This window comes from Bacillus sp. FSL R9-9834 (assembly GCF_038006905.1).
Classification (GTDB): Bacteria; Bacillota; Bacilli; order Bacillales; family Bacillaceae_G; genus Bacillus_A; species Bacillus_A pacificus.
In genome coordinates, this window is sequence record NZ_JBBOWD010000001.1 from 420011 (window position 1) to 444832 (window position 24822).

Annotated in this window: 23 protein-coding genes, 1 pseudogene, 2 riboswitches and 1 other annotated feature; of the genes and pseudogenes, 18 read left to right on the forward strand and 6 right to left on the reverse strand. The window is 35.9% G+C overall.

Going from position 1 to position 24822, the window contains the following annotated elements; translation table 11 throughout:
- Positions 1-26: 26 nt before the first annotated feature.
- Positions 27-1340, reverse strand: coding sequence for an anaerobic C4-dicarboxylate transporter family protein (locus MKY00_RS02175; RefSeq protein WP_016716347.1), 1314 nt, complete (start codon positions 1338-1340; stop codon positions 27-29).
- Between the two features lie 284 nt (positions 1341-1624).
- A riboswitch (cyclic di-GMP riboswitch) is annotated at positions 1625-1709 on the forward strand.
- Positions 1710-1851: 142 nt separating this feature from the next.
- On the opposite strand from MKY00_RS02175, the gene MKY00_RS02180 reads away from it, so the two are divergent.
- From MKY00_RS02180 to MKY00_RS02210, 7 genes are all read left to right on the forward strand, one after another.
- A complete protein-coding gene (locus MKY00_RS02180; protein WP_016716348.1) occupies positions 1852-3591 on the forward strand; it encodes a methyl-accepting chemotaxis protein in 1740 nt (579 codons plus the stop codon).
- A gap of 61 nt (positions 3592-3652) precedes the next feature.
- A riboswitch (TPP riboswitch) is annotated at positions 3653-3754 on the forward strand.
- Between the two features lie 100 nt (positions 3755-3854).
- Positions 3855-4175 (forward strand): MTH1187 family thiamine-binding protein, encoded by a 321-nt coding sequence (locus MKY00_RS02185; RefSeq protein WP_000082897.1) that lies wholly within the window; start codon positions 3855-3857, stop codon positions 4173-4175.
- A complete protein-coding gene (locus MKY00_RS02190) occupies positions 4147-4920 on the forward strand; it encodes an ABC transporter permease (RefSeq protein WP_001057149.1) in 774 nt (257 codons plus the stop codon). The genes MKY00_RS02185 and MKY00_RS02190 overlap by 29 nt, the downstream gene beginning before the upstream one ends.
- On the forward strand, positions 4917-5915 hold the full coding sequence (locus MKY00_RS02195; RefSeq protein WP_016716349.1) for an ABC transporter substrate-binding protein: 999 nt from the start codon (positions 4917-4919) through the stop codon (positions 5913-5915). Before MKY00_RS02190 ends, MKY00_RS02195 begins: the two co-directional genes overlap by 4 nt.
- Entirely contained in the window at positions 5912-6661 is a 750-nt protein-coding gene (locus MKY00_RS02200) for an ABC transporter ATP-binding protein (RefSeq protein ID WP_016716350.1), read from the forward strand. The genes MKY00_RS02195 and MKY00_RS02200 overlap by 4 nt, the downstream gene beginning before the upstream one ends.
- Before the next feature lie 66 nt (positions 6662-6727).
- Positions 6728-7480, forward strand: coding sequence for a hypothetical protein (locus MKY00_RS02205; RefSeq protein ID WP_000835394.1), 753 nt, complete (start codon positions 6728-6730; stop codon positions 7478-7480).
- A gap of 326 nt (positions 7481-7806) precedes the next feature.
- Positions 7807-9351, forward strand: a complete 1545-nt coding sequence (locus MKY00_RS02210; protein WP_016716351.1) for an ABC-F family ATP-binding cassette domain-containing protein — start codon at positions 7807-7809, stop codon at positions 9349-9351.
- A 459-nt stretch (positions 9352-9810) separates the two neighbouring features.
- On the opposite strand, the gene MKY00_RS02215 is transcribed toward MKY00_RS02210, so the two are convergent.
- Positions 9811-11835: a glycosyl hydrolase family 18 protein gene (locus tag MKY00_RS02215; protein WP_016716352.1), complete on the reverse strand. Its 2025-nt coding sequence runs from the start codon at positions 11833-11835 to the stop codon at positions 9811-9813.
- A gap of 354 nt (positions 11836-12189) precedes the next feature.
- On the opposite strand from MKY00_RS02215, the gene MKY00_RS02220 reads away from it, so the two are divergent.
- The 4 genes and pseudogenes from MKY00_RS02220 to MKY00_RS02235 form a co-directional block, all read left to right on the forward strand.
- Positions 12190-12561 (forward strand): DnaJ family domain-containing protein, encoded by a 372-nt coding sequence (locus tag MKY00_RS02220; RefSeq protein ID WP_016716353.1) that lies wholly within the window; start codon positions 12190-12192, stop codon positions 12559-12561.
- A 10-nt stretch (positions 12562-12571) separates the two neighbouring features.
- The gene (locus MKY00_RS02225) at positions 12572-12886 is read left to right on the forward strand and encodes a thioredoxin family protein (protein WP_016716354.1); all 315 of its coding nucleotides are present in this window, start codon (positions 12572-12574) and stop codon (positions 12884-12886) included.
- A 13-nt stretch (positions 12887-12899) separates the two neighbouring features.
- The gene (locus MKY00_RS02230) at positions 12900-13151 is read left to right on the forward strand and encodes a hypothetical protein (protein WP_016716355.1); all 252 of its coding nucleotides are present in this window, start codon (positions 12900-12902) and stop codon (positions 13149-13151) included.
- Between the two features lie 121 nt (positions 13152-13272).
- Positions 13273-13368, forward strand: a pseudogene (locus MKY00_RS02235) (histidine kinase); the annotation flags it as partial.
- A 135-nt stretch (positions 13369-13503) separates the two neighbouring features.
- On the opposite strand, the gene MKY00_RS02240 reads toward MKY00_RS02235, so the two are convergent.
- Positions 13504-14616: an RNA-guided endonuclease TnpB family protein gene (locus MKY00_RS02240; RefSeq protein ID WP_016716357.1), complete on the reverse strand. Its 1113-nt coding sequence runs from the start codon at positions 14614-14616 to the stop codon at positions 13504-13506.
- 388 nt (positions 14617-15004) lie between these two features.
- Here MKY00_RS02240 and MKY00_RS02245 point away from each other — a divergent pair, with 388 nt between their 5' ends.
- The 4 genes from MKY00_RS02245 to MKY00_RS02260 all read left to right on the forward strand — a co-directional run bounded on the left by MKY00_RS02245 (position 15005) and on the right by MKY00_RS02260 (position 17597).
- The gene (locus MKY00_RS02245; RefSeq protein WP_016716358.1) at positions 15005-15586 is read left to right on the forward strand and encodes a TetR/AcrR family transcriptional regulator; all 582 of its coding nucleotides are present in this window, start codon (positions 15005-15007) and stop codon (positions 15584-15586) included.
- A 65-nt stretch (positions 15587-15651) separates the two neighbouring features.
- The gene (locus MKY00_RS02250) at positions 15652-16884 is read left to right on the forward strand and encodes an MFS transporter (protein WP_016716359.1); all 1233 of its coding nucleotides are present in this window, start codon (positions 15652-15654) and stop codon (positions 16882-16884) included.
- 56 nt (positions 16885-16940) lie between these two features.
- Entirely contained in the window at positions 16941-17192 is a 252-nt protein-coding gene (locus tag MKY00_RS02255; RefSeq protein WP_001974760.1) for a helix-turn-helix transcriptional regulator, read from the forward strand.
- Positions 17193-17204: 12 nt separating this feature from the next.
- Positions 17205-17597 carry a hypothetical protein gene (locus MKY00_RS02260; RefSeq protein ID WP_014893342.1) on the forward strand — a complete coding sequence of 131 codons (393 nt, stop codon included), beginning with the start codon at positions 17205-17207 and terminating at the stop codon, positions 17595-17597.
- A gap of 36 nt (positions 17598-17633) precedes the next feature.
- On the opposite strand, the gene MKY00_RS02265 is transcribed toward MKY00_RS02260, so the two are convergent.
- Together MKY00_RS02265 and MKY00_RS02270 are read right to left on the reverse strand one after the other, a co-directional pair.
- Positions 17634-18917, reverse strand: a complete 1284-nt coding sequence (locus tag MKY00_RS02265; protein WP_000738829.1) for an MFS transporter — start codon at positions 18915-18917, stop codon at positions 17634-17636.
- Between the two features lie 108 nt (positions 18918-19025).
- Entirely contained in the window at positions 19026-20339 is a 1314-nt protein-coding gene (locus MKY00_RS02270) for an alkaline phosphatase family protein (RefSeq protein WP_016716360.1), read from the reverse strand.
- 154 nt (positions 20340-20493) lie between these two features.
- Here MKY00_RS02270 and MKY00_RS02275 point away from each other — a divergent pair, with 154 nt between their 5' ends.
- Entirely contained in the window at positions 20494-20787 is a 294-nt protein-coding gene (locus tag MKY00_RS02275) for a YesK-like family protein (RefSeq protein WP_000364817.1), read from the forward strand.
- A 94-nt stretch (positions 20788-20881) separates the two neighbouring features.
- Positions 20882-21088: a binding site (T-box leader), on the forward strand.
- A gap of 47 nt (positions 21089-21135) precedes the next feature.
- Positions 21136-22566: a proline--tRNA ligase gene (proS, locus tag MKY00_RS02280; protein WP_016716361.1), complete on the forward strand. Its 1431-nt coding sequence runs from the start codon at positions 21136-21138 to the stop codon at positions 22564-22566.
- A 117-nt stretch (positions 22567-22683) separates the two neighbouring features.
- On the opposite strand, the gene MKY00_RS02285 is transcribed toward proS, so the two are convergent.
- Positions 22684-23655 (reverse strand): LPXTG cell wall anchor domain-containing protein, encoded by a 972-nt coding sequence (locus MKY00_RS02285; RefSeq protein WP_341034372.1) that lies wholly within the window; start codon positions 23653-23655, stop codon positions 22684-22686.
- A 202-nt stretch (positions 23656-23857) separates the two neighbouring features.
- Here MKY00_RS02285 and MKY00_RS02290 point away from each other — a divergent pair, with 202 nt between their 5' ends.
- On the forward strand, positions 23858-24736 hold the full coding sequence (locus MKY00_RS02290; RefSeq protein WP_016716364.1) for an ROK family protein: 879 nt from the start codon (positions 23858-23860) through the stop codon (positions 24734-24736).
- Positions 24737-24822: the final 86 nt, after the last annotated feature.

Here is a 24822-nt window from a genome sequence, read left to right on the forward strand (position 1 = left end):
TAAAACTTTGGGTTTGTGCTTTTTCTTTAAAACATAATTGAAATTAAGAGCATTCCAATTCCGATAGAAGTGAATGTTGCGATTAGGCCTGGAATCATAAAGCTATGATTTAAAACATATTTACCAATGCCAGTTGTACCAGTACGATCAAAGTTAATGGCAGCAACGATTGTTCCGTAGTTTGGAATGAAGAAATATCCATTTACTGCAGGGAACATCGCGATCAGTAGTGCTGGTGGAATACCGAGTGATAATCCAAGGGGCATTAAAGCACGTACTGTTGCTGCTTGACTATATAGTAAAATAGATAGAATGAATAATGCGATGGCAAATAGCCACGGCGCACTTGTTACTAGGTGCTGAATTGATCCTTGAATCATATTTAAGTTTCCGTTAAAGAAAGTATCTCCCATCCAAGCGATCCCGAAAATAGCAACAACGGCTGTTGCCCCTGCTTTAAAGACGTTACCAGACACGATGCTTTCTACATTTGGTTTACAGAAAATAATAATAAGAGCTGCGATTGTTAACATAACCATTTCAATTGTGTTTGGCATGGAAAGACGGGCTAACTTCCCATCAACTATCCATCCTGGACGAAGTGCTTCAAATGAACCGAGAAGTACGACAAGAAAAGTTCCTACTAGGAAAAGAATAACTGATAATTTAGCACCTTTTATACCAACAAATTCTTTTTTCTCTTCAATCTTAGGAATCATTCCTTCTTTTAATCGTTTTAAGTATTCAGGGTCTTCATTTAATTCTTTCCCCATTTTGCTAGCAACAAATGCAGCTACCATACAAGCGATGAAAGTAGAAGGGATACTTACTTTTAAAATATCTAATAAGGTGATTTTATAGTCAGCTAACATTGCTAAAAGTGCAACTGTTGCAGCTGATATAGGACTAGCTGTAATTGCTTGTTGGGAAGCAATTACGGCGATTGACATTGGTCGTTCTGGTCTAATCCCAGATTCGCGAGAGACTTCTGCGATAACAGGAAGTACAGAATAAGCAACGTGACCAGTTCCTGCACAAAGTGTAAATAAATAAGTAACAATTGGAGCAAAGAATGTAATGCGCTTTGGATTTTTTCGTAATGCTTTCTCAGCCAGATGAACAAGGTAGTCCATTCCACCAGCAGCTTGGAGTGCACCAGCAGCTGTAATTACTGCTAAAATCATAAGCATTACATCAATAGGAGGAGCTGTAGGTTGTAAGTGGAAGACGAAAACAAGTATTGCCATACCAACGCCACCCATTACCCCTAGACCAACTCCGCCTAGGCGTGCGCCAATAAAAATGCAGAGTAGTAACGTAAGAAATTGTAGCCAAAACATGATAAACTACCTCCGAAATTCATTAGTTAAGATATATTCGAATAATTTAATTTAAATGAAAATTAAAATAAATACTCAAAACAATCCTTGTGTTATATACATTTTTTTATTATATAACACAAGAAATGTAACATTCACGTACTTTGTTAAATTATTTCGAAAAAATAATACATTAAAACTTTGCATTTGCATCTCTAAATAGGTAGACATTTTAATTTTTATGTTGTAATCTTTGATAGAGAACAATGTAATTCTCATAGAACTCCCATATCGTTCAACTCGTTCAGCGAGAAAGGCAAACTGGTGGAAACATTAGGACGCAAAACTACAGGAGCTAAGGCCGAAAGGCTACGCTAGCCAGTTACCGGACGGATAGGGTTGGTCTTGACCAATGCTTTTTCATTGGTCTTTTTTTTATTTGCGAACAAATGAGAAACCTTATCAGCTGTTGATAAGGTTTCTATTTTAATAGTTTTCCTTTATATTAAGTTAATTAAGAAAGGTGATGTTGATGAAAAAATATTGGCACAAGCTATCATTTCTTCAAAAGAATGTATTGTTAACTGTGCTAGTTATTTTGACGCTTGTTGGTACTATGGGAGCGTTAAGTTTTAACATGTTTCAAAATAGCATGATGTCTATATTTGAAAGGCATTCCTTTGAAACAGGAGATACGGTATTACATAAATTAGACGAACAAATAGTGAGAGATGTTACAAAAGACCCAGTAGCACAAAGAGAAAAGAGAGAGAAGTTAACAGAGAAATTAGATGAAGCGACGGAAGAATTGAATAGCGTTGGACAAATCTATATTGTTGGAGCAAAAGAAAACGAAAAAGGTGAGTTACTAATCGTCGATTTGTCTACAGAGTTAGCAAATGTTGTTGAAGTAAGGCCGGGAGAATATTATAAACAACCAGATCTTTGGATGAAAGCATACGATAAGGTAATGAGCACGAAAAAGGCAAATATGACAGAAGTATATGAGGACGTATTAGGAACATGGGTAACGATATTAGAGCCAATTAAAGATGGAGACGGAAATATTGTGGCAATTGTTGCTGCCGATGTAGATGCCTCTATTGTTCCTATTACAAAGGAAAAATTCATTATACAAGGTTTAATGTTTATTTGTATTTCTGTTTTAATTGCAACTGTTATTCAATTCTTAATCGTACGTAACGCACTTGCTCCATTGCGGGATTTACGTGAAGGATTACGCAGAGTTGGTGAAGGTGATTTAAGTATTAAATTAGAGGAAAGACCAGATGATATTGGTATTATTAATGCGTATTTTAATAATACCATCGAGAAGTTTAAAGGAATTATAGATAAAGTGAAGCAGACAGCAGAACAGGTTTCCTCATCTTCACAAGAATTGTCAGTGAGTACGAAAGAAAATAGCATGGCAGTCCAAGGAATCGTAAGCTCTATAGTTGAGTTAAGGGCTGGCGTTCAATTGCAAGAAACGTCAGTACCAAAGTATTTAGATATTGTATATGAAATGGAAGATAGGATGGAAGAGATAACTAATATTGCAAAACAAATGACGAAAGAGTCTGAAGGTACGAAGCATCATTCAGAAAAAGGAAATGGTATTATTGAACAGACGATGAATCAAATGAACATAATACAAAATGCAGTACAAGATTTATCTTCTATCATTTATTCTTTGGAAGTAAGATCAAAAGAAATTAGTGATATTGTAACTGTAATTACAAGTATTTCAAATCAAGCGAATTCGCTAGCTTTACATGCTACTATTGAAGCTTCACGTGCTGAGGAAACTGGAGAGGGATTTGCCGTTGTTGCTGATGAAGTGCGTAAATTAGCAGAGCAGACGGAAGCATCAGCAAAAGATATAGCAAAATTAATAGGGGAAACACAAGCCGGAACGGAAGAAGCTGTTGTTTCAATGCAAAAAACCTCAAAAGAAGTAGAGTCTGGAATGAAACTTGTTGAAAGTAGTGGTGCTTTCTTTGAAAAAATTTCGAAATCAGCACAAACTGTTACCAATCAAGTTGGAGTTGTTTCTAGCAATTCAAATAATATATTGCAAAATAGCCAAAATATTGTTCGTGTTGTAAATGAACTATCACTTATTGCAAATAAGTATGCGAATAGTAGTAGTAATGTTGAAGAAAGTATGAAAGAACAGGAAATGTCTGTACAGGATATTGCTGAATTAGCCAGTTCTTTAAGCTGGCTCTCACAGGAGCTACAAGAGTTAATTGGGGAATTCAAAAGTTAAATGAAATGATTATACATGCTTTTGTTTGTTCAATAAAATAAATCATGCTACAATGAAAACGAATTAAGGACCGGGGAGCCAATTGGCTGAGAGGATGTGAGCAAACATCGACCCTCAACCTGATCTGGATAATGCCAGCGTAGGGAGTTACTTAAAGTGATGTAGCATATGTTATTCTATAATAACTTGCATACAAGGCTTTCCTACGCAGTAGGAAAGCCTTTTCTTGTTTTAAAATTTAATTTCATAAGGGGGATTTTACTATGTCACAACAAGTTACAATTTCGTTTTCAGTAGTACCACAAGCAAAGAACAAAGACGTGTATTCTGTTGTTGATAAAGCGATTGAGGTTGTACAACAATCGGGAGTTCGTTATGAAGTAGGGGCAATGGAAACAACGCTGGAAGGAGAATTAGATGTACTTCTTGATATCATTAAACGTGCACAACAAGCTTGTGTGGATGCTGGAGCAGAAGAAGTGATTACTTCTATTAAAATCCATTATCGTCCAAGCACTGGTGTAACGATAGATGAAAAAGTTTGGAAGTACCGTGATGAATATGCAAAACCAGAAGCAATCTAAAATAATTACAGCAATTTGGCTTATCCTTCTCATTGCGATATGGGAAGGATCTGTTTCATTATTTAAAATTGAACCGTGGATTTTACCGAAGCCTTCTGCCATTGTTCAAGAATTAATTGGAATGAAAGATTTACTATTACCGAATACGATGCAGACGCTGCAAGAGGTTATAATTGGACTTTTCTTTGCGATTTTAATTGGGACAAGCATTGCAATTCTTATGGACGTTATCCCTTTATTTCGTATTTTAATAAATCCGTTGCTTGTTATTTCGCAAACGATTCCAATCGTTGTACTTGCACCGTTATTTATTATTTGGTTTGGATATGGAATGCTACCGAAAGTAATGGTAGTCATACTCGTTTGTTTCTTCCCGATTGCGCTTAGCATTTTAGAAGGTTTTCAAACGGTAGATAAAAATATGTTGAAGTTGTTGCAAACGATGAAGGCAACGAAATGGCAAGTTTACCAGAAAGTAAAGTTTCCAGCAGTGCTTCCATACTTTTTCTCCGGTTTAAAAATTGCAGTTACATATAGCGTAATGGGAGCGATTATTGGAGAATGGCTCGGTGCCAGTGAAGGATTAGGAGTTATGCTTACAAGGGCTACGAAATCCTTTTTAACAGCCCGAGTATTTGGTGTTGCAGCAATTATTGTTATGGTGACATTATGTCTGTATTTTATCGTGGAGTTTATGGCAAGAATAACAGCACCATGGATATATAGAAAGGACGGCAGAAAATGAAAAAAGGTTTAAAAGTTATGTTGGCTGCCTTATTAGCGGTAGGTGTGGCTGGATGTAATCCGGCGAAGAAAGAAGAAAGTGCAAGTAAAGATCAAAAAGTAAAAGTAGTGCTAGATTGGTTTCCAAATACGAATCATACTGGCTTATATGTAGCGAAAGCGAAAGATTATTATAAAAAGCAAGGCTTAGATGTAGAAATTATTCAGCCTGGTGATAATGTGACGGCAGAGCAAATGATAGCTTCAGGAAAAGCTGACTTCGCAATAAGCGCGCAAGAAAATGTAACGTTGGCTCGTGTGGAAGGTATTCCTGTTGTATCAGTAGGAGCGATTATTCAGCATAATACTTCAGCTTTTGCATCGCTTAAGAAAGATAACATGAATTCGCCGAAAGATTTTGAAGGTAAACGTTATGGTGGCTGGGGAGGACCAGCGGAAGAAGCTACATTAAAGACAATTATGGAGAAAAATCAAGCCGATTTTAATAAAGTGGAAAAAATCATCTTAGGACAAACAGATTTCTTTAAATCAATTGGTCGTGATGCAGACTTTGAATGGATATATTACGGATGGGACGGTATTGAAGCGAAGCGCCAAGGAAAAGAGTTAAATACGATTATGGTGAAAGACTTAGACCCAGCGCTTGATTTCTATAGTCCTGTTATTATTACGAGTGAAAAACATACGAAGCAAGATAAAGACTTTGTGAAAAAGTTTATGAGTGCAACGACAGAGGGGTATAATTTTGCAATTAAAGAACCGAAAGAAGCTGCTGATATTTTAATTAAAGCCGTTCCAGATGTAAATAAAGAGTTAGTACAAGAAAGTCAAAAATGGTTAAGTACGAAGTATCAAGATGATGCAAAAGCGTGGGGAGTACAGAAGGAAGAAGTTTGGACGAATTACATGAATTTCTTATATGATAACAAAGTTATTAAGAAGAAAATTGATGTGAAAGATGCCTTTACAAATGAGTTCCTTCCAAGTGAAAAATGAGCGGATTAAAAATAAAAGATATTGTGAAATCTTTCGATGGAAAGAATGTATTAGCAAATATTAGTGCTTCTATACGAGAGGGAGAGTTCGTTTCTTTTGTAGGACCGAGTGGTTGCGGGAAAAGTACACTATTAAATATGATCGCAAATGTTGAAAATCCAACAAGTGGAAGTGTAACGTATAACGATAAGCAAATGCAAGAGCAAGATGTTGTAAGTTATATGCCGCAGCAGGATTTATTACTACCGTGGCGGTCAGCTTTGCAAAATATCGTCCTTCCGTTAGAAATTGAAGGAAAGCCAAAAAAACAAAGGCTAACAGAAGGAATGGAAGCATTAAAGCAGTTTGAACTAGATGAATATGCAGACCATTATCCAGATGAATTGTCTGGTGGTATGCGTCAAAGAATTAGTTTTCTGCGCACATATTTATGTGAAAAGCCAATTATGTTACTTGATGAGCCTTTTGGTAAATTAGATGCTTTTACAAAAATGGAAGTACATAGCTGGCTTTTAAACTCTTGGCACCAAGAGAAGCAAACAATCGTTATGGTTACACACGACTTAGATGAGGCAATCTTGCTTTCGGATCGCGTATTTATTTTATCCCAAAGACCAGCATCAATAGTTGGTGAGGTACAAGTGAAATTACCTAGGCCGAGAACGATGGATATGTTAACATCACTTGAGTTAAAGAAGGATAAGGAAGAAATTTTGAGAGTATTAGCACCTTATATGAAAAAATAGAAAAAGTCTTTTAACAGTTTTTAGTATAATTACTGTTAAGAGGCTTTTTTATATAGGGGGAGAAAGATGAAATCTATAGAGCAAATAGTGGATGAATTAACAGCAGATAATCTCGAAGAAGGAAAATCTTTATTAAAAAATCATATTTTATTAATGAAGTATGGTATGGAACATCATGAATTAAACGAAGAAGAAATGACAGAAATTTTAAAGTGGGTTCAAGGCCGGGATCAATTGAGAAAAGATGTTCCAGAATTACGTGATTTACATTTAATTAAAAAGTTTCAAGCGGTATTAGATGAATTTATTCATTCAATAATTTTAAATGGTTATGTAGAAGACGCGGTAGAAATTCTAGAGAGTGTATTAAAAAGTATGGGGGCAGTCGCTCATATTGTAAAAATTATGTTTATTGGCAAAAGGAAAGTTAATAGAAATTCTTTAGAAATGGTAGAAGAGTTGAAACGAGAGTGCTACAACTTAATGGAACAGCGTGCTGCTGTCGGGTTACATGCTCAAATCTTTCACGTTTTAGGTTTCATTCATTCGGTTCAGTTTGATTTAGAAGAAAGGTCACAGGAACATGGGCGAAGTGTAATAGGATTTTTAACAGATTTTAAAACGAATGAATTGAAGTCTGTGCAACAATTTCAAACTGAAGATCATATCCCAGAAGTGAAAAATATAGTGAGTAAAGAGTATGGGATAGAATTACAAAGAAGAATTTATATGTGGAAATCGTTAACAATTATCTTTACAAGTCCATATGCATTAGAAAAGATGTATAAAGAAATTTATGCAGAGAACGATAAAACGTAGAAGGAACAAAAAGAACAATAGAGAATAGAATATAAAAGAGTAGTTTATACTCTTAATATAACGAATGTTAAAGGAGTGAAAGGATAAAATGACTTTATCAACTGTTCTTCAAATGGTTTTAGCTTGATAAGGGAGAAGTCTGCCCATTTTTATCGGTTAAGCTAAATTGAAGACAGCAGGTAAAGAACCTTAATCCTTTTTTACGATAATATGTAATGGGTAAGGTGTATTCACCTTACCCATTTTTTATATGCACAATTAAATAAGGCTTTATACTGTTGCTCTCTCTATTTAGCTTATGGACTATAAGTAGAGGAGAGAAAAAAATGAGTATATTAACGGTAGAAAATGTAAGTCATTCGTATGGTGAGAAGACCATTTTATATAATGCATGTTTTCGATTATTGAAGGGCGAACATGTTGGGTTAGTAGGGCAAAATGGAATTGGAAAATCAACATTGTTAAAGATTTTAACAGGAGAACTTATACATGATGAGGGGAATATTGAATGGTTTCCTCATGTGAAGGTAGGTTTTTTACAGCAGCATATAGATTTACAAGAAGGAATTACAATTGAGGGATACTTGCAAAGTGCATTTGCTGATTTGTATGTGATTGAATGCGAAATGTTAAAAATTGCTGAAGAAATGAATGGAGCAGGAGAAGTAGAAAAACTGTTAGTAAAGTATGGAGAATTACAAACTATATTGGAAAGATCTAATTTCTATCACATTCATACAGAAGTTGAAGAAGTAGCAATCGGTTTAGGTTTATTTGAAATAGGTTTGAAAAAGGATGTATCGAAGTTAAGTGGGGGACAGCGAACAAAGTTATTACTTGGGAAGCTTCTTTTAGAAAAAGCTGATGTTTTATTACTAGATGAGCCAACAAATTATTTAGACACAGCCCATATAGAATGGTTGCAATCGTATTTGAGACTATATGAAAAAGCTTATGTAATCATTTCGCATGACGAATTATTTTTGAACAGTATTACAAATGTTATTTTTCATCTAGAAGGAGGGAAAGTGAAGCGATACGTAGGAAACTATGAAAAGTTTGTACAAAGTTATCAAGTGCAAAAGAAACAATTGCAATCGGCGTATGTGAAACAACAAAAAGAAATCTCTCAGTTAGAAACGTTTATTCAAAAAAATAAAATTCGTAAAGCGAAACAGGCTAAAAGTCGAGAGAAAGTATTGGAGAAAATGCAAAGGATTGAAAAGATTCATCCTGTACCTCGATCCCGTTTTGATTTCAATGTTTATGAGGAGCCGGTGAGTCGTATATTGCAAGCTGAGAAACTAAGGATAGGTTATAGTGATCCGTTATGCCCAGAGTTGAATTTACAAGTGAAAAAAGGAGAAAAGATAGCGATTATTGGTCATAATGGAATTGGAAAAACGACGATGTTAAAAACATTATTAGGTCAAATTAAGCCGCTAAGCGGTTCCATTTCTGTTGGAGAACGAGTAAACCCTGCGTATTTTGCCCAGGAAGAGTTTGCTTCAGAAATAACACCCTTAGAGAAAGTTTGGGCAGAGCGACCAGATATGACAAAGAAAGAAGTGCGCCAAGCATTAGCGAAGTGTGGATTGAAAGAAGAACATGTATTAAAACCTATTCGTTTATTAAGCGGAGGGGAACAAACGAAAGTACGTTTATGTGAACTTATCGTAAAGAAAAGTAATGTTTTAATTTTAGATGAACCAACTAATCATTTGGATATAGAAACAAAGAAAGCGTTGCAGGAAGCGCTACAACGATATAAAGGAACCGTTTTACTTGTATCACATGAGCCTTCTTTTTATGAAGCATGGATAACAAAAGTGTGGAATATAGAAGAATGGAACGCTGAACAATATGAATAAAGAAAAGGCATTAGCTTGTATAAGCTAATGCCTTTTCTTTGTGATTAACATGATTTTCGAGAACTCTTACATGAGAATTGTATGAAGAAGCACTCTTATGGTGCGCTTATAAGCGTGCTTTTTCTTTTGTTATGTTTATATTTATAATAATACTAGATGCCTTTCCCTAATAGGCGACTATCTTTCTTTATGTATATATAGATAGTTTGAAATGGAATAAAAATAATTACTATATGTAAAGGATAATGTGATTAGTATAGGAAGACAATAGAGCTTAAAGGAAATTCATGTAAAATTCAGATGAACTTCACACGAACTTCATATTGGAAACTAAATATGATTATAATAGGTTATTATAATGTTTCTTTGTGATTTTTCATAAAATTAAAAGTTTGAATTTAGGAGAGAGGAATCAAACCTAAATTCAAACTTTAGTGAAATAATTAGTGGAAGTTACGTTTAGTTTTCGCTAATGGATGCATTTACAAGTTCAGCAGGAGTGCCTGTTCCTGCTCCTCCGATTGTAATCGATCCACCAGGAGGAATTTGACCATTCCATCCTGCATTCGTAATTACGTAATGATTATTTATTTTACTACTAATTTTAGAATCCCAAACTTGTGTTAAATTGCCGTTATAATCAAATTCTAATTTCCAGTTTTTAATAGGGGTCGTTCCACTATTTTTAATTACAATCGAGAAGTTGTAACCACTTCCCCAATTTGAAGTGACTGAAAAGGTAGCATTGTTATTTCCACCAGGAGGTGTTGTGCTAGCATCGTCTGTTTTTACAATAATAGAAGTAGGCTGTGATTTATTCCCAGCGGCATCTTTTGCTATTATTGAAAATTTGTATTCTGTATTAGATTTTAAGTTTTTAATTGTAATGTTATTTGTTGTTGTACTCCATTTCTCTTCCCCAGCAGTAATTTCATATTCCGTAACTCCTACGTTATCAGTAGATGCATTCCAGTTTAATTGAACTGAGTTTGAATTTTTATTTGTAACAACAATATTTTTTACGTTTGTTGGTGGCTCAGTATCTTTTTGAGTAATAGGTCCACCTAGTAATTCTTTTACTAACGTATCAAGTAATTTTGGTCCACTACAACTATATTTTGGACTTGTACGGCAATCTCCGCTAAGCTCCCAAAACATTGCGCCACTTAAACCTTTTGTTTTTATATAGTCTGTTTTATATTTCATAGATTCATTATCATCGTAGCTAATAAATGTACCTGTAGTCGCATTATATAAATAAGGTACTTTCGCTATATCGTTCCATCCGCGAACAAAACCATTTTTATTAACATAATTAGCCGCTAAATCACCATAATCGTATACACCTGTATCACCGGTAGAATAATCATCCCAAGTACCTTTAGAAGCGAGCTTTCCATCACTACCTGGTTTACAAGGTTGGTATTGTCCGTTATTTTCTTTTCCACAACTTTTCCATCCGCGTCCGTAAAATGGTACACCTAATACGAGTTTATCTGCTGGAACCCCTTCATTTGTATAAATGTCTATCGCACCATCTACGTAAAATTTCGTATCCGCTGCTGGGTCATTTGGATCTTTGTATAGAGCTGCATTATGGTTAGAAGTAGCTTCCCATCCACCGTGGAAATCATATGTCATAATATTAATCCAATCCAGTATTTGAGAGATTTTCTTTAGCTCTGTATGATCGGCATAACGTTGGCTTGCACCTGATGCGATTGTTAGTAAATATTGTTTGCCATCTTCTGCACCAGCTTTCGTTAATGCATTTCGAACTTCTTGAAGGAGTAGGGTGAAGTTTTGCTTATCTTCAGGACGATAACTACCACCAGGAATCGTTTCTACGCCCGGATATTCCCAATCTAAATCAACGCCGTCAAATCCATATTCGCGTAGGAAATCGACTGTAGATTCAGCGAATACTTTTCTTGTTTTTTCATCAGCGGCCATGTCAGAAAAGCGGTTAGACCAAGTCCAGCCACCAACAGAAATAATTGTTTTTAAGTGAGGATACTTAGCTTTTAATCGTTTCAGTTCGCCGAAATTTCCGCAGCGTGCGTATTTATCACAATCTTCCCAAGTTGTACCTGAGCCAGGATAAGATTTTGTGACATCGGCCCATGGTTCACCGAGTACGAGAGTACCATTAGGGACTTCTTTATTTTGCAGTGGTACACCAGATTCTTTACAGTTCCACGTTTGTTTATTTGGATTATCGGGGTGAGTAGAAGGGTTTCCATGTTTTCCATTCCAGCAAATATCAGCGAAAGCGTAGTTTAAATGAGTTAGCTTTGATGCATCAATGTCTGCAACTTGATAATTACGTCCGTAAATGCCCCACGAAGGAAAATACCCAACAACTTTTTGACCTTGCTTTGGTGACTCTGCTAATGCGAAATTTGGAGTAATAAAGTTTGTGAGAAAAAGAGGTAAGAAGAGTAGTAGGGATAGTAATAGCAGTGTGAATTTTTTTGATTTCATAGTCATTTCTCCTTTCAAAGTAAAAGATATATTTAAAGGCATGCGCCAATAAATCAAAATGAATCTAGACAAAAATGATCAGACATCACGAAGTCTATACAAGGAGCTGAAGCTGATTAAATCGTAGCAAATGTAAGATTTGGTGTAAACGCTTTATTGAATTCGAAAAGACTTTCTCAATATGAAACGGCTCTAATACAGATTACACATGAAAATAAAATATCGATTAGGGAGGAAAGGGCTTCTTGGAGTTAAATTTGAGAAAAAATTGTATGAGGTCAATTTGTAATAGCGTAGCAAGATAATGAAATTTCATGTAAAATAATAGTAAAAATATGTAAGGGGGGGAGTATTGTGGATGTGTTTTTGAATATTGCCGAAGAAAAGATTCGACAAGCAATACGGAATGGAGACCTTGATCATATTCCGGGAAAAGGAAAACCACTACAATTAGAAGACCTTTCAATGGTACCTCCAGAACTTAGAATGAGTTATAAAATTTTAAAAAACGCGGGCATGATTCCACCAGAAATGGAACTACAAAAAGATATATTAAAAATAGAAGACTTAATTGTGTGCTGTTATGATGAAGTAGAGAGAATAAAGTTACAAGAAGAGTTAACAGCAAAAACGCTTCGTTTTCAGCAGGTAATGGAAAAGAGAAAGATTAAAGATAGTTCAGCTTTTCGTATGTATCAAGATAAAGTATTTCGTAAATTACGCTAAGAGGGATAAGATGAATACATTTAAAACGATAGAAGAATTAGCGACATATATTGAAGAACAACAATTAGTACTTCTGTTTATTAAAACAGAAAATTGTGGTGTTTGTGATGTTATGTTAAGGAAAGTAAATTACGTATTAGAGAATTATGATTACGTAGAGAAAATAGAGATATTGCTACAAGACATGCAAGAAATTGCGGGGCGATATGCAGTATTTACAGGTCCAACAGTTTTATTATTTTATAATGGAAAAGAGATCCTTCGTGAATCGCGCTTCATTTCACTTGAAAATCTAGAAAGAACCATTCAATTATTCGAAGATTAAGGGAGGCTTTTATATGGAATTTATTATTGTCATACTATTATTTGTTGTAGTTGGAACGATCATAACAGCAGTTCGATCAAACAAAAAGAAGGTAAATCTTACAAAACAAAATAACATTCATAACTCATCTAACAACTCATCACCATTATTTTTCTTTGCGGGATCTGATAATGATAGCTCGCATGGAGGTTCACATGATTGTGGAGGATCTTTCGGTGGAGATAGCGGAGGCAGCTGTGATGGTGGCGGAGGTGGCGGTGATTGATGAGAATACGCCCTATAAGGGGCGTATTTCTTTTTAAACAAACGTTTGATTAGTTGGTTTACATATGCATAAAAACAGTTAAACAAATGTTTGTTTAACTGTTTTTAATATACTAAGGGGAATGGAAATGGAACCGAAAGTGAAAAATAAGGGGAAAGTAATGTTATTTTTATTAGCTGCGGGAGGCGTATTTCTTGTTAAATTAGGATGTGAACTACCCACCACTTAGTATCTCTTACGAGCTTACCCCAAAGTGGGGGCTTCTCGGTTTATCGCTACTTTTGATAGCTAACGAATTTGTCCCAGGACAGCCGAGCTAACTCCCTTGTTCCAAAGGTTATTTTGTTACTATTTATGCCAACGCTAGTAAGCGTATGGCTTCTTTTTTGATATTGATAGCTGCGTTATAATCACGGCCGATTGTGAGTCCACACGAACACGCATACATGCGTTCACATAATGGCATTTCTTTTTTATTTCTACAACGACTACACATCTTTGTAGAAGGAAACCATTTATCTATTTTTACAAGCTGTTTTCCTTGTTCTTGTAGCTTATATGCTAAAAATGTCGTGAACATCCTCCAACTGTTGTCCGCTACACTTTTACCAAAGCGAAGTGCTCGTGACATACCTTTCATATGTAAGTCTTCGATTGCTACAACGTCAAAACTCGTAGCTAATTCTTTAGACTTGTGATGAAGGAAATTTTTACGTTGATTGGCGACCTTTTCATGTAATTTCGCTACACGAATGCGTTGTTTATTCCAGCGCTCTGAACCTTTCATACGTCGTGCTAATACCCGTTGTGCTTTTGCTAATTTGTCTAACATCTGACGATAAAAGCGAGGATAATTGGCTTTCTCATCATCGCTACTCACGTACAATTCAGCCATTGCGAAGTCTAATCCAACTACATGTTCTACTTCTTTTGGAGTGATTTCTTTTTCATATTCGGTCAAAATAGACACGTAATACTTACCAGTTGGTGTCATCGAAATCGTACATGATTTGATGATATGATTTGGTGGGATCTCTCTATGTTGCTTCAGTTTCACCATTTTCAATTTTGGTAATTTGATATAACCATGAAATAACATAATATTTCCGTTTACTCGATTCGTTGTATAGGATTTTCTACTCTTTTTATTTTTGAATGTAGGAAACTCACTTTGACCACAAAAAAAATTCTTATACGCAGTTTGCAAGTTTAATTGAGCGTTGGCCAATGCCAATGAATCAACTTCTTTCAACCATTCATACTCTACTTTGTATTTCGCAGGAGTAGGGAATTTTTGTTTCTTTAGTTCTTCCTTGTTCTCTTTGTATGTTTCATATAGTTCTTTCCGCTCAGCCAGCATTTTATTATACACAAAGCGTACACATCCGAACGTTTTACGTATGAGATGCGCTTGTTCTTCTGTTGGATACAGACGAAATTTGTACGCCTTATTATGCTTTGCCATATCCATTCACCTCATTTTCCGCTTTATTTCCCATAAGCTATGACGGTGATCATACAATCTGAACACTACAAGATTATTATCTACTTTCATTATTATACCAAACTTTACTTTCTATAAGACTGATTATATCAGAGGTGAAATAAGTAGGAAAATCAAATGTTTGGCTACGCCGAACCGAAATGCATCTTCCACCTATCGCTAGACTATCGTCTTTCACATGCTAGGGGAAGGAGGCTTTTTTTGGATAATACATTAAATTAGGAACAATACACATGATTCGAACGTGGTTTGAGAGTACGTTTTCTTAAATAAGAAATATAGCCTCTTGTAATAGAGGTTTTTAATTTGTTATTATTAGACTGAACGGTCGGTTTAAAGAGGTGTGAATATGAGAAGAAGTGCAGAAGAGATAAAGAAAGAAATTGCATATAAAGCAGAAAGGTTGTTTTCACAGAAGGGCTATGCAGCTACATCTATGGAAGAGATTTGTGAAATTACAGAGCGGAGTAAAGGAAGCATTTATTATCACTTTAAAAGTAAAGAAGAATTATTTTTATTTGTAGTAAAGCAGCATACGTATGATTGGCTTGAAAAATGGAACGAAAAAGAGAAGTTGTATAGTACGAATACTGAAAAACTATATGGTCTCGCGGAATATCATGTCGAGGACATACAGCAACCAATTTCAAATGCAATAGAGGAATTCTCTATGAGCCAAGTTGTAAGTAAAGAGATTTTGGATGAACTATTAGCTTTAACTAGAGAATCGTATGTTATGTTTGAGAAACTAATTGAAGCAGGCATACAGTCTGGAGAGTTTCGTGAAGATAATACGCGCGATCTTATGTATATTGTGAATGGGTTATTATCAGGGCTTGGAGTACTTTACTACGAGTTAGATTATAAAGAGTTGAAACGTATTTATAAAAAGGCAATAGATGTATTGTTAAAAGGAATGGCAGCTGAATAATAAGTCAGTTGCTTTTCTATAAAATAAATTAGACCGAACGGTCGGTTTATGAAAGGGGAATGAAAATGAACGCTTTATTTAAAAACCGAGCATTTATGCTCGTTATGGCGTCTGATATTTTACAACAATTTGCAATTTGGATCAGAAATATGGCCCTTCTATATTTCATAATGGAGCGAACGAATAATGATCCGGTTTCTGTTTCGTTGTTATCAGTTATGGAATATGCACCTATTTTTATTTTCTCGTTTATCGGTGGTGCGCTAGCTGATCGCTGGAATCCGAAAAGAACAATGGTCGCTGGAGATGTATTAAGTGTCCTGTCTATTATAGGAATTGTCCTGTTGTTAAAACTGGATTATTGGCAGGCTATATTTTTTGCAACACTCATTTCTGCGATTGTAGGTCAGTTTTCTCAGCCATCATCTTCGCGTATATTTAAGCGCTATGTAAAAGAAGAACAGGTAGCAAATGCGATTGCATTTAACCAAACATTACAGTCATTATTTCTGATTTTTGGACCAGTGGTAGGATCGCTTGTGTATACACAACTTGGTTTAATTACGTCGCTATATAGTTTAATCATTTTATTTTTGTTATCTGCTATCGCCCTTTCATTCTTACCAAAATGGGTTGAAAAAGAGCAAGTGGCGAGAGAGTCATTAAAAAATGATATAAAAGAAGGGTGGAAATATGTTCTTCATACGAAAAATTTACGTATGATTACGATCACTTTCACCATTATAGGCTTAGCTGTTGGACTAACAACTCCATTAGAGGTATTCCTTGTAATAGAACGCCTTGGAATGGAAAAGGAAGCAGTTCAATATTTAGCTGCAGCTGATGGAATAGGTATGTTAATTGGTGGTATTGTTGCTGCGATTTTCACTTCAAAAGTGAACCCGAAAAAGATGTTCGTATTCGGTATGGGCATATTAGCGATATCGTTTTTAGTAGAAGGGCTATCTACATCATTTTGGATTACTAGTTTCATGAGATTTGGAACAGGTATTTGTTTAGCTTGTGTTAATATCGTTGTCGGTACGCTTATGATTCAACTTGTACCAGAAAATATGATTGGAAGAGTAAATGGAACAATTTTACCACTGTTTATGGGGGCAATGTTAATCGGAACTTCAATAGCTGGAGGATTAAAGGAGATGACCTCATTAGTTACTGTATTTTGTATAGCGATGGCACTTATTTTATTTGCGATAGGGCCAGTTCTACGCATGCAAATAAATAAAGGGGATGTCGCTAATAAAGAGGAACTAACAAATTCATTAGCCTCGAAATAACCATTGTAAGGGAGCTGAATAGCTCCCTTTTCTTGTGACAGTCTTTTGACAATGAAATGTACCGACTATATACTAATGTTGTAAAAACGATTTTACATGTTAGGAGAAAAGATGTGAAAAATCAAATTTATGAATTACGCACTGAGAATAATATTTCACAAGGTGCATTAGCTGATAAGTGTAAAGTTTCAAGACAGACGATAAATGCAATTGAGAATAATAAATATGATCCAAGCTTAGCATTAGCTTTTCGTTTAGCGGAAGTATTAGGAACAACTGTTGATAAACTATTTTTGTACAAGCAGTAGGGGGAGTAGTTGTTGGGGAAAGAGAAAATAAGCCTTTTCGTTACTGTATTAGTGGCTATAGGTACGTTAGTGTTTGCACTTTACTATTGGTTAACTGAACTTCAAGTAAACTGGTATGCACTATTTATTTGTAGCATCGCGTTACATTATCTATTTAAAAGTTTGGCATCACATAGCGTTGAAGGGGATACTGAGGAGAAAGAGGATTTAGAAAAACATGTATTAAAAACAAGTGCCAATGTTACATATTATGTACTCGTTGTATTAATTTTTGGCTTGTTTTTCGCATCGGTAGGGTTTAATAGATGGATTGATTTTCATAACATACCGCTTTTGTTTGCGTTATGTGCTGCGATAGTTGTAAAGCCAGCTGTTGAGTTTTTAATTGTAAGACGTTATAGATAAAAAAGATCCTCTTCTTGCATGAAGAGGATCTTCTTCTTATAGCATTTTAGTTTTTGGACTAGGTGGTGTAACGGATGTATTATTTTCAGGGACCTTAGTTAATAAAAATCCACCGATAATAAACAACACAATAATACTAAGGACACCGGCGTTTGTTTTTCCCGTTAATTGCGTTGTAACACCGACTAATACTGGACCCATAATCGCGGCAAACTTGCCAAATATATTATAAAATCCGAAGAATTCATTTGCCGATTCTTTAGGTACTAGTTTTGCAAAATAGGAACGACTAAGTGCTTGAATCCCGCCCTGAGAAGTGGCAACTAACATTGCTAAAATCCAGAAATCGAGTGTCGTTTTTAAGAAATAAGCATATGTGCAGATAATGATATAAATAATAATACCGACATATAGCATTTTTTTACCGGTAAATGTCTCCGATAGTTTTCCGTACAATAAAGCGAATGGACAAGCTACAATTTGTGTGACGAATAATATGATTAATAGATTTGTTGCACTAATACCGAGGTCTGTTCCGTAAGCGGTGGACATAGTAATAATTGTATCGACCCCATCAATATAGAAAAAGTAAGCAATTAAGAACATAAAGACCGTTTTATATTCTTTAATATTTTTAAAAGTATCAGCAAGGCGTTTGAAGCTCATTGTAATTGGTCTTGGGTGACGTTCAATATAGTGCGTTTGTTCTACGTTTTTTAGCATTGGAATTGTAAATAATCCCCACCAAAGAGCTGTGATTGCAAATGAAATTTGACTAGCAATGCCAACTGATAAAGGGATAGTTCCTTTTTGAGCAAGAATGATAAGAGTGATACAACCGATAAATGGAATAGTACTCCCAATATAGCCTAAAGCGAAACCTCTCGTAGAAATTCGATCCATTCTATCTTCAGAAGTGACATCTACTAAAAATGCATCATAAAAAATGTTTGCTCCAGCAAAACCGACTAATGCGAGCATATAGCATCCTAGTAATAAGTACCACTGAGATGTTGGAACGACTGCTAGCATACTTGTAAATACGATACCGAGTCCAAAGAAGAATGTGAAAAATCGTTTTTTAAATCCTTTATAATCAGCAACTGTGCCGAGAATAGGAGCAAGTATAGAAATTAAAAGTGTTGCGAACGAGTTTGCATATCCCCAATATGCTGTTGAAGTTGCACCAGATAACCCGGCTTCCTTTGCAGCTGCTTTAAAGTAAATTGGGAATAATGCGGTTGTAATGACGAGCGAATATACGGAGTTCGCCCAATCGTATAATATCCAGCTTTTTTCTTGTCTGGACATTTTTTTCATATAATGTTCCCCCTCAAATTTGTTCTACTAACAGTGTACAAAAATAAAAATTATAAAAAGAGAAACAATGATGAATTTTACATAACTTTTACATATATACACAGTTCTTTACAATTGGAGTAAATCCTCTACAATTGATCCGTCTGTTTCACCTAAGTGTAAACCGAGTAGTCTAGCGATAGTTGGGCCTTCATCAATAAGTCTCATATACGGTATGGTAATGCCGCTTTTTATTCCTTTCCCGGCAGCTATAAAAATTGTTTCATAGTTAGGTTTTGTTGGAGAGTATCCATGCGTACCAAATGTATATTTTTTACTAGGCGTAACATCTTTTTCAGTAATTTCTTTTATAAAATCTCCTGTATAGTTTTCAGTGAAATAATACCCTTCTCGTGCTTCCAACATAAATAAACAATTGCCATCTGCACCGCATTCCTTCGCATCCTCATCATGAAGTATAAATTCAATACCGTTTTGTTTATTTTGAAGCAGTTCTTCAAGGAGTAGTTGTACTTCTCGAATTGTATCGGTATCGTTTTTGTCTTTCACATATACATAGGCGGACCCATCGCAACTTTGGCAATAAGCATTCCAGTCTACTAATTTTCCTTTTGAATTTATAGAGATAAGCCCTTTTTGATGAAATAGTACATTTAATTGAATGGCTTTGCTTTCACTTAAAGCGCTATGATCACCAAGAGCGATAATGGTGCTCTCTTCGTATAGTCCACTGTCTTTTAAAGCTTGAATAATTTTCCCTAGTCGCTCATCATGTCTATGAATTGCGGCTATTGTTTCTTTTGATTCAAAGCCGTGATAGTGTCTTTGGGTGTCTAAATCGGTGAAATGTACAAACATGACATTAGGCTTTTTTGTCTGGATTGTATGCACAGCAGAAGCAAGTACGAAATCATCGAGTTCAGGTTGTGACAATCCATTTCGTATATGGCCGAAACGACGATTTAAATCTAATTGATATAGCGGGCTACCGCTAAATAATGAAACTAAAACTTGATTTTGCCACGGTCTATTTGGAAAGATTTCTGGTAAATTGTAATCAATATTTGCTCTGCCAGTAACAGGCCATAGAAGGGCAGCTGTCGTTAAATTTGCTTTATGTGCTTCATCATATAATGTTGTTCCTTGTATTGATTTTCGGTACCAATGCCAATCGGGTGATTCACGTCCAGGTTGAAGTAACGTATTGCTAACTACGCCATGTTTATTAGGGTAATTACCAGTTACGATTGTTGAGTGACTTGGATAGGTTACAGAAGGATAGATGGGCTCTACTTTTTCGACAACCGTACCCTTTTTGATTAGAGATTGGAAATGAGGTAATTTTTGTAGTATAGGAAAATCTAAAGCTGATAAACAGTCGAATGATAAAATGATGACACGATTCGTTAATGCTTTATCCATAAAGTAATCCTCCTAATTATATGAAACCTATTACTATATATTACTATTAATACCTAGTAATAAAAATATGTTTTTAAATAAAATTTATTATTTATTTTCAGAAAAATTAAACATATAATTAAGTATAAGGGAATGAATGAAAGGAGGGAATAATGTGGATTTGCTAGATGGATTTAGTATCTTTTACATCATTGGTGGAATCACAATTATTCTTGTATTTGCTATTTCGTATTTACTAAAGAAACGGTTTCCAGACAAGCAGTTTGATATTATATTTGCACTTAGTTTAATACTTCTTTGCTTAGCATCCTTTCCCGTTACAATGATGGTTATTGGTGGATGGGAAGGAATGGGATATGGATTTATTGGTTTCTTCGTCCTACTTGGTACACTTATCGGTATGATTGCACATCAACTTGTGAAAATTACGAGAAAAAGCTACGTATAAAACTGTAAAAAATGAAAAGAATATATAAAAAATAAGAAAATTCACTCTTGTTTTAGGGTGAAATTTATATTATGATATTCAACAAATTTACTTCGTTATAACGATGAAAAAGGACTAGTACATGTTCAACCTTTTTAGCAGAGAGAGAATCCGTCAGGCTGAAAGATTCTTAAAAAGGCGATATGGAACCTACCTTTGCGTTCTGCATATGCAGCGGGAATTTCCCGTTATCAAAAAGAGAGCATGCACAATTTTTGTGCATGAATCAGGGTGGTAACGCCGGCAAAGCTCGGTCCCTATTTAGGGGCGCGGGCTTTTTTGTATTTTCTAGAAGGAGGAAGACTGACTATGGCAAAAGAACAAGTACAAGCGATTACGAAGATGGAAGAGGACTTTGCACAGTGGTACACAGATATTGTAAAAAAAGCAGAACTTGTTGATTATTCAAGTGTAAAAGGATGTATGATTCTACGCCCGTACGGCTATGCCTTATGGGAAAATATGCAGAAAGTGATGGATGAGAAGTTAAAAGCAACTGGTCATGAAAATGTGTATATGCCAATGTTTATCCCAGAGAGCTTATTACAAAAAGAGAAGGATCATGTAGAAGGATTTGCTCCTGAAGTAGCATGGGTGACACATGGTGGGGATGAAAAGTTAGCAGAAAGACTTTGTATACGCCCTACATCCGAAACTTTATTCTGTGAGCATTTTTCAAAAATTGTGCAATCCTATAATGATTTGCCAAAGTTATATAATCAGTGGTGTTCAGTAGTTCGTTGGGAAAAGACAACGAGGCCATTTCTTCGTACAACGGAATTCTTATGGCAAGAGGGTCATACAATTCATGAAACAGCAGAAGAATCTCAAGCTGAAACATTAAATATTTTAAATCTATATGCTTCTTTCTGTGAAGACTACTTAGCAATACCAGTAATTAAAGGACAAAAAACAGAAAAAGAAAAATTTGCGGGCGCAAAGGCAACTTATACAATTGAAAGCTTAATGCATGATGGGAAAGCACTTCAAACGGGAACATCCCATAACTTTGGAACGAATTTCTCTGAAGCATTTGATATTAAATTTTTAGATCGTAACGGTAAGTGGCAATATGTACACCAAACATCTTGGGGCGTATCAACGAGAATGATAGGTGGACTGATTATGGTTCATAGTGATAATAATGGGCTTGTAATGCCTCCTAAAGTCGCACCAGTGCAAGTTGTTATTGTACCGATTGCTCAGCATAAAGAAGGCGTTTTAGCGAAAGCAACAGAGTTACAAGAACATATTCAAAAGGTTGCACGAGTAAAACTAGATGCTAGCAATAAAACACCTGGTTGGAAATTTAATGAGTATGAAATGAAGGGAATTCCAATTCGATTAGAAGTTGGTCCGAAAGATATCGAAAAGAATCAAGTTGTACTCGTAAGAAGAGATACGAAGGAAAAAGAGTTTATAGCAATGGATCAATTAGAAGAACGCATTCCAGCACTACTTGAGGAAATTCATAACTCTTTATTTAATAAAGCAAAAGTATTTCGTGATGAAAATACGTATAGTGTGACGAAGTTTGAAGAGATGAAAAAAGTAGCTGATGAAAAGCAAGGATTTATTAAGGCGATGTGGTGCGGGGAACTAGCTTGTGAAGAGAAATTAAAAGAAGAAGTCGGAGTATCTTCTCGCTGTATGCCTTTTGAGCAAGAGCATTTAGCTAACGAATGTATTTGTTGTGGTAAAGAAGCTAAGCAAATGGTGTATTGGGGAAAAGCGTATTAATGCTCTTTTGGATAGGAAGGATGAAAAGGACTTTGGACTGCATAATAAAATGCAATCCAAAGTCCTTTTTAGTTTTACAATTTGTTTCATGTATTTTTAAGATGGAAGGATATGTTTTTATTTTGCGTTTTTACGGCGAATGAATAGTAACATACCAATTAGGAATGTTGAAAGTCCCATTAAAATAGATGCAGGATAATGTGTGGCAGTATTCGGTAACTTATCGCCTTGTTTTTTCGCGTTATCTTTTACGTTACCACCTTGAGAACTGCTATCGCCTTTACCACGGTTACCTCCATGAGAGTCATTTCCCCCTTGAGAACTGCTATCGCCTTTACCACGATTGCCGCCAGAGCCACTGCCATCAGAACCGTTGCCGCCAGAGCCGCTGCCACCAGAACCGTTACCGTCAGAACCACTGCCGCCAGAACCGTTGCCGCCAGAGCCGCTGCCACCAGAACCGTTACCGTCAGAACCACTGCCATCAGAACCGTTGCCGCTAGAGCCATTGCCACCAGAGTCGCTGCCACCAGAACCGTTACCGTCAGAACCACTGCCGCCAGAGCCGTTGCCGCCAGAGCCGTTGCCGCCAGAGCCGTTGCCGCCAGAGCCGTTGCCGCCAGAGCCGTTGCCGCTAGAGCCATCGCCGCCAGAGCCGTTGCCGCCAGAGCCGTTGCCGCCAGAGTCGTTGCCACCAGAGCCGTTGCCGCCAGAGCCGTTGCCGCCAGAACCGTTACCGCCAGAACCGCTGCCACCAGAACCGTTACCGTCAGAACCACTGCCGCCAGAACCGTTGCCACCAGAGTCGCTGCCACCAGAACCGTTACCGCCAGAACCACTGCCATCAGAACCGTTGCCGCTAGAGCCATTGCCGCCAGAGCCATTGTCACCAGAACCACTATCGTCCTGAGAACCACCGTTTCCTGGTGGCTTATTATTATCTTTTGAGTTACCTTCTGCGAAATGATCGTTATTTTGTACAATCGCATTTGTTACTGGAGAGAAGTTTTTTGTTGCTGCATTACCAATGTTTAAACCACTAAAAAAAGATAAAGAAAGAGTTGATGCTAAAATAAAAATTTTCGTCATTGATTTCCTCCTGAAACATTAATATTCCATCTAAAATACATCTCTTTGTAATATTTCATAGGAAAAAGAGTTTTATGCAAAAAAAACTATATATAGAAAAAGGTGGTATATTTCTAAAGAGAGAAAAGAGTGAGTGTAAATTCTTTATAATAGTAGAGTGGTGGGAATTTCACACCCATTCCAGTAGAGGAAGTGACAGCAGATGAAAGAGTATATTGCATTTGATATTGGTGGTACACAAATTAAATATGGAATTGTTTCAGAAACAGGAACAGTACTAAAGCATAAAACAGTTCCAACAGAAATTCATTTGGGCGGGGAACAAATCATTCAAAAACTCATTCTTTTATCAAAAAATTTAATGGGTAAACATACGATTTCGGGAATTGGCATTAGTACGGCGGGAATTGTTGACGTTAATAAAGGGATTGTGACGGGAGGTGCGGATCATATTCCAGGTTATAGTACGATTCCTATTATTAATAGATTGCAAGAGGTATTAAAAGTTCCTGTATCCATTGATAATGATGTGAATTGTGCAGCGTTCGGAGAAAAGTGGAATGGTAGTGCAAGAGAGAAAAAAAACTTTATTATGCTCACCCTTGGAACTGGTATTGGAGGAGCAATTTTTATAGATGGAGAGTTATATAGAGGGCATTTGTTTAGTGCTGGCGAATGGGGAAATATGTTAGTAGAAGGAAAGCCGTTTGAAGAGATCGCTTCCATTTCAGGGTTAATTCGTCTTGTGCGAAAATATAAAGATGAAAGTGATTGGAATGGAAAAAAGATTTTCGAACTGTATGATAAAGGTGATAGGGAAGTTACCCAAGCAGTTGAGGTTTTCTTTAAACATTTAGCGATTGGAATTAGTAACCTTGCTTATATTTTTAATCCAGAAGTGATTGTTATAGGTGGAGGAATTACTGATAGGGGAAATGAGTTTTTAAAAGAAGTAAAAGAAGAGGTCAGTAAATACTTAAATAAAGAGATTTATAGTAATTGTGAGATTGAACTTGCGCAAAACGGTAATTGTGCAGGAATGGTTGGTGCTATTTACCACTTCTTACATCATCATAAGTAAATTATATGAATGTTTTCATATAACTGAGAATTTATCCTTTTTATCACTAGGTAAATAATGCTACAATATAAGGGGAGAATACAATA

Excerpts from the sequence above, each read along its gene's own strand:
- MKY00_RS02175 (WP_016716347.1), bottom strand. The coding sequence starts at position 1,340 with ATGTTTTGGCTACAATTTCTTACGTTACTACTCTGCATTTTTATTGGC.
- MKY00_RS02180 (WP_016716348.1), top strand. The coding sequence starts at position 1,852 with ATGAAAAAATATTGGCACAAGCTATCATTTCTTCAAAAGAATGTATTG.
- MKY00_RS02185 (WP_000082897.1), top strand. The coding sequence starts at position 3,855 with ATGTCACAACAAGTTACAATTTCGTTTTCAGTAGTACCACAAGCAAAG.
- MKY00_RS02190 (WP_001057149.1), top strand. The coding sequence starts at position 4,147 with ATGAATATGCAAAACCAGAAGCAATCTAAAATAATTACAGCAATTTGG.
- MKY00_RS02195 (WP_016716349.1), top strand. The coding sequence starts at position 4,917 with ATGAAAAAAGGTTTAAAAGTTATGTTGGCTGCCTTATTAGCGGTAGGT.
- MKY00_RS02200 (WP_016716350.1), top strand. The coding sequence starts at position 5,912 with ATGAGCGGATTAAAAATAAAAGATATTGTGAAATCTTTCGATGGAAAG.
- MKY00_RS02205 (WP_000835394.1), top strand. The coding sequence starts at position 6,728 with ATGAAATCTATAGAGCAAATAGTGGATGAATTAACAGCAGATAATCTC.
- MKY00_RS02210 (WP_016716351.1), top strand. The coding sequence starts at position 7,807 with ATGAGTATATTAACGGTAGAAAATGTAAGTCATTCGTATGGTGAGAAG.
- MKY00_RS02215 (WP_016716352.1), bottom strand. The coding sequence starts at position 11,835 with ATGAAATCAAAAAAATTCACACTGCTATTACTATCCCTACTACTCTTC.
- MKY00_RS02225 (WP_016716354.1), top strand. The coding sequence starts at position 12,572 with ATGAATACATTTAAAACGATAGAAGAATTAGCGACATATATTGAAGAA.
- MKY00_RS02230 (WP_016716355.1), top strand. The coding sequence starts at position 12,900 with ATGGAATTTATTATTGTCATACTATTATTTGTTGTAGTTGGAACGATC.
- MKY00_RS02240 (WP_016716357.1), bottom strand. The coding sequence starts at position 14,616 with ATGGCAAAGCATAATAAGGCGTACAAATTTCGTCTGTATCCAACAGAA.
- MKY00_RS02245 (WP_016716358.1), top strand. The coding sequence starts at position 15,005 with ATGAGAAGAAGTGCAGAAGAGATAAAGAAAGAAATTGCATATAAAGCA.
- MKY00_RS02250 (WP_016716359.1), top strand. The coding sequence starts at position 15,652 with ATGAACGCTTTATTTAAAAACCGAGCATTTATGCTCGTTATGGCGTCT.
- MKY00_RS02255 (WP_001974760.1), top strand. The coding sequence starts at position 16,941 with ATGTACCGACTATATACTAATGTTGTAAAAACGATTTTACATGTTAGG.
- MKY00_RS02265 (WP_000738829.1), bottom strand. The coding sequence starts at position 18,917 with ATGAAAAAAATGTCCAGACAAGAAAAAAGCTGGATATTATACGATTGG.
- MKY00_RS02270 (WP_016716360.1), bottom strand. The coding sequence starts at position 20,339 with ATGGATAAAGCATTAACGAATCGTGTCATCATTTTATCATTCGACTGT.
- proS (WP_016716361.1), top strand. The coding sequence starts at position 21,136 with ATGGCAAAAGAACAAGTACAAGCGATTACGAAGATGGAAGAGGACTTT.
- MKY00_RS02285 (WP_341034372.1), bottom strand. The coding sequence starts at position 23,655 with ATGACGAAAATTTTTATTTTAGCATCAACTCTTTCTTTATCTTTTTTT.
- MKY00_RS02290 (WP_016716364.1), top strand. The coding sequence starts at position 23,858 with ATGAAAGAGTATATTGCATTTGATATTGGTGGTACACAAATTAAATAT.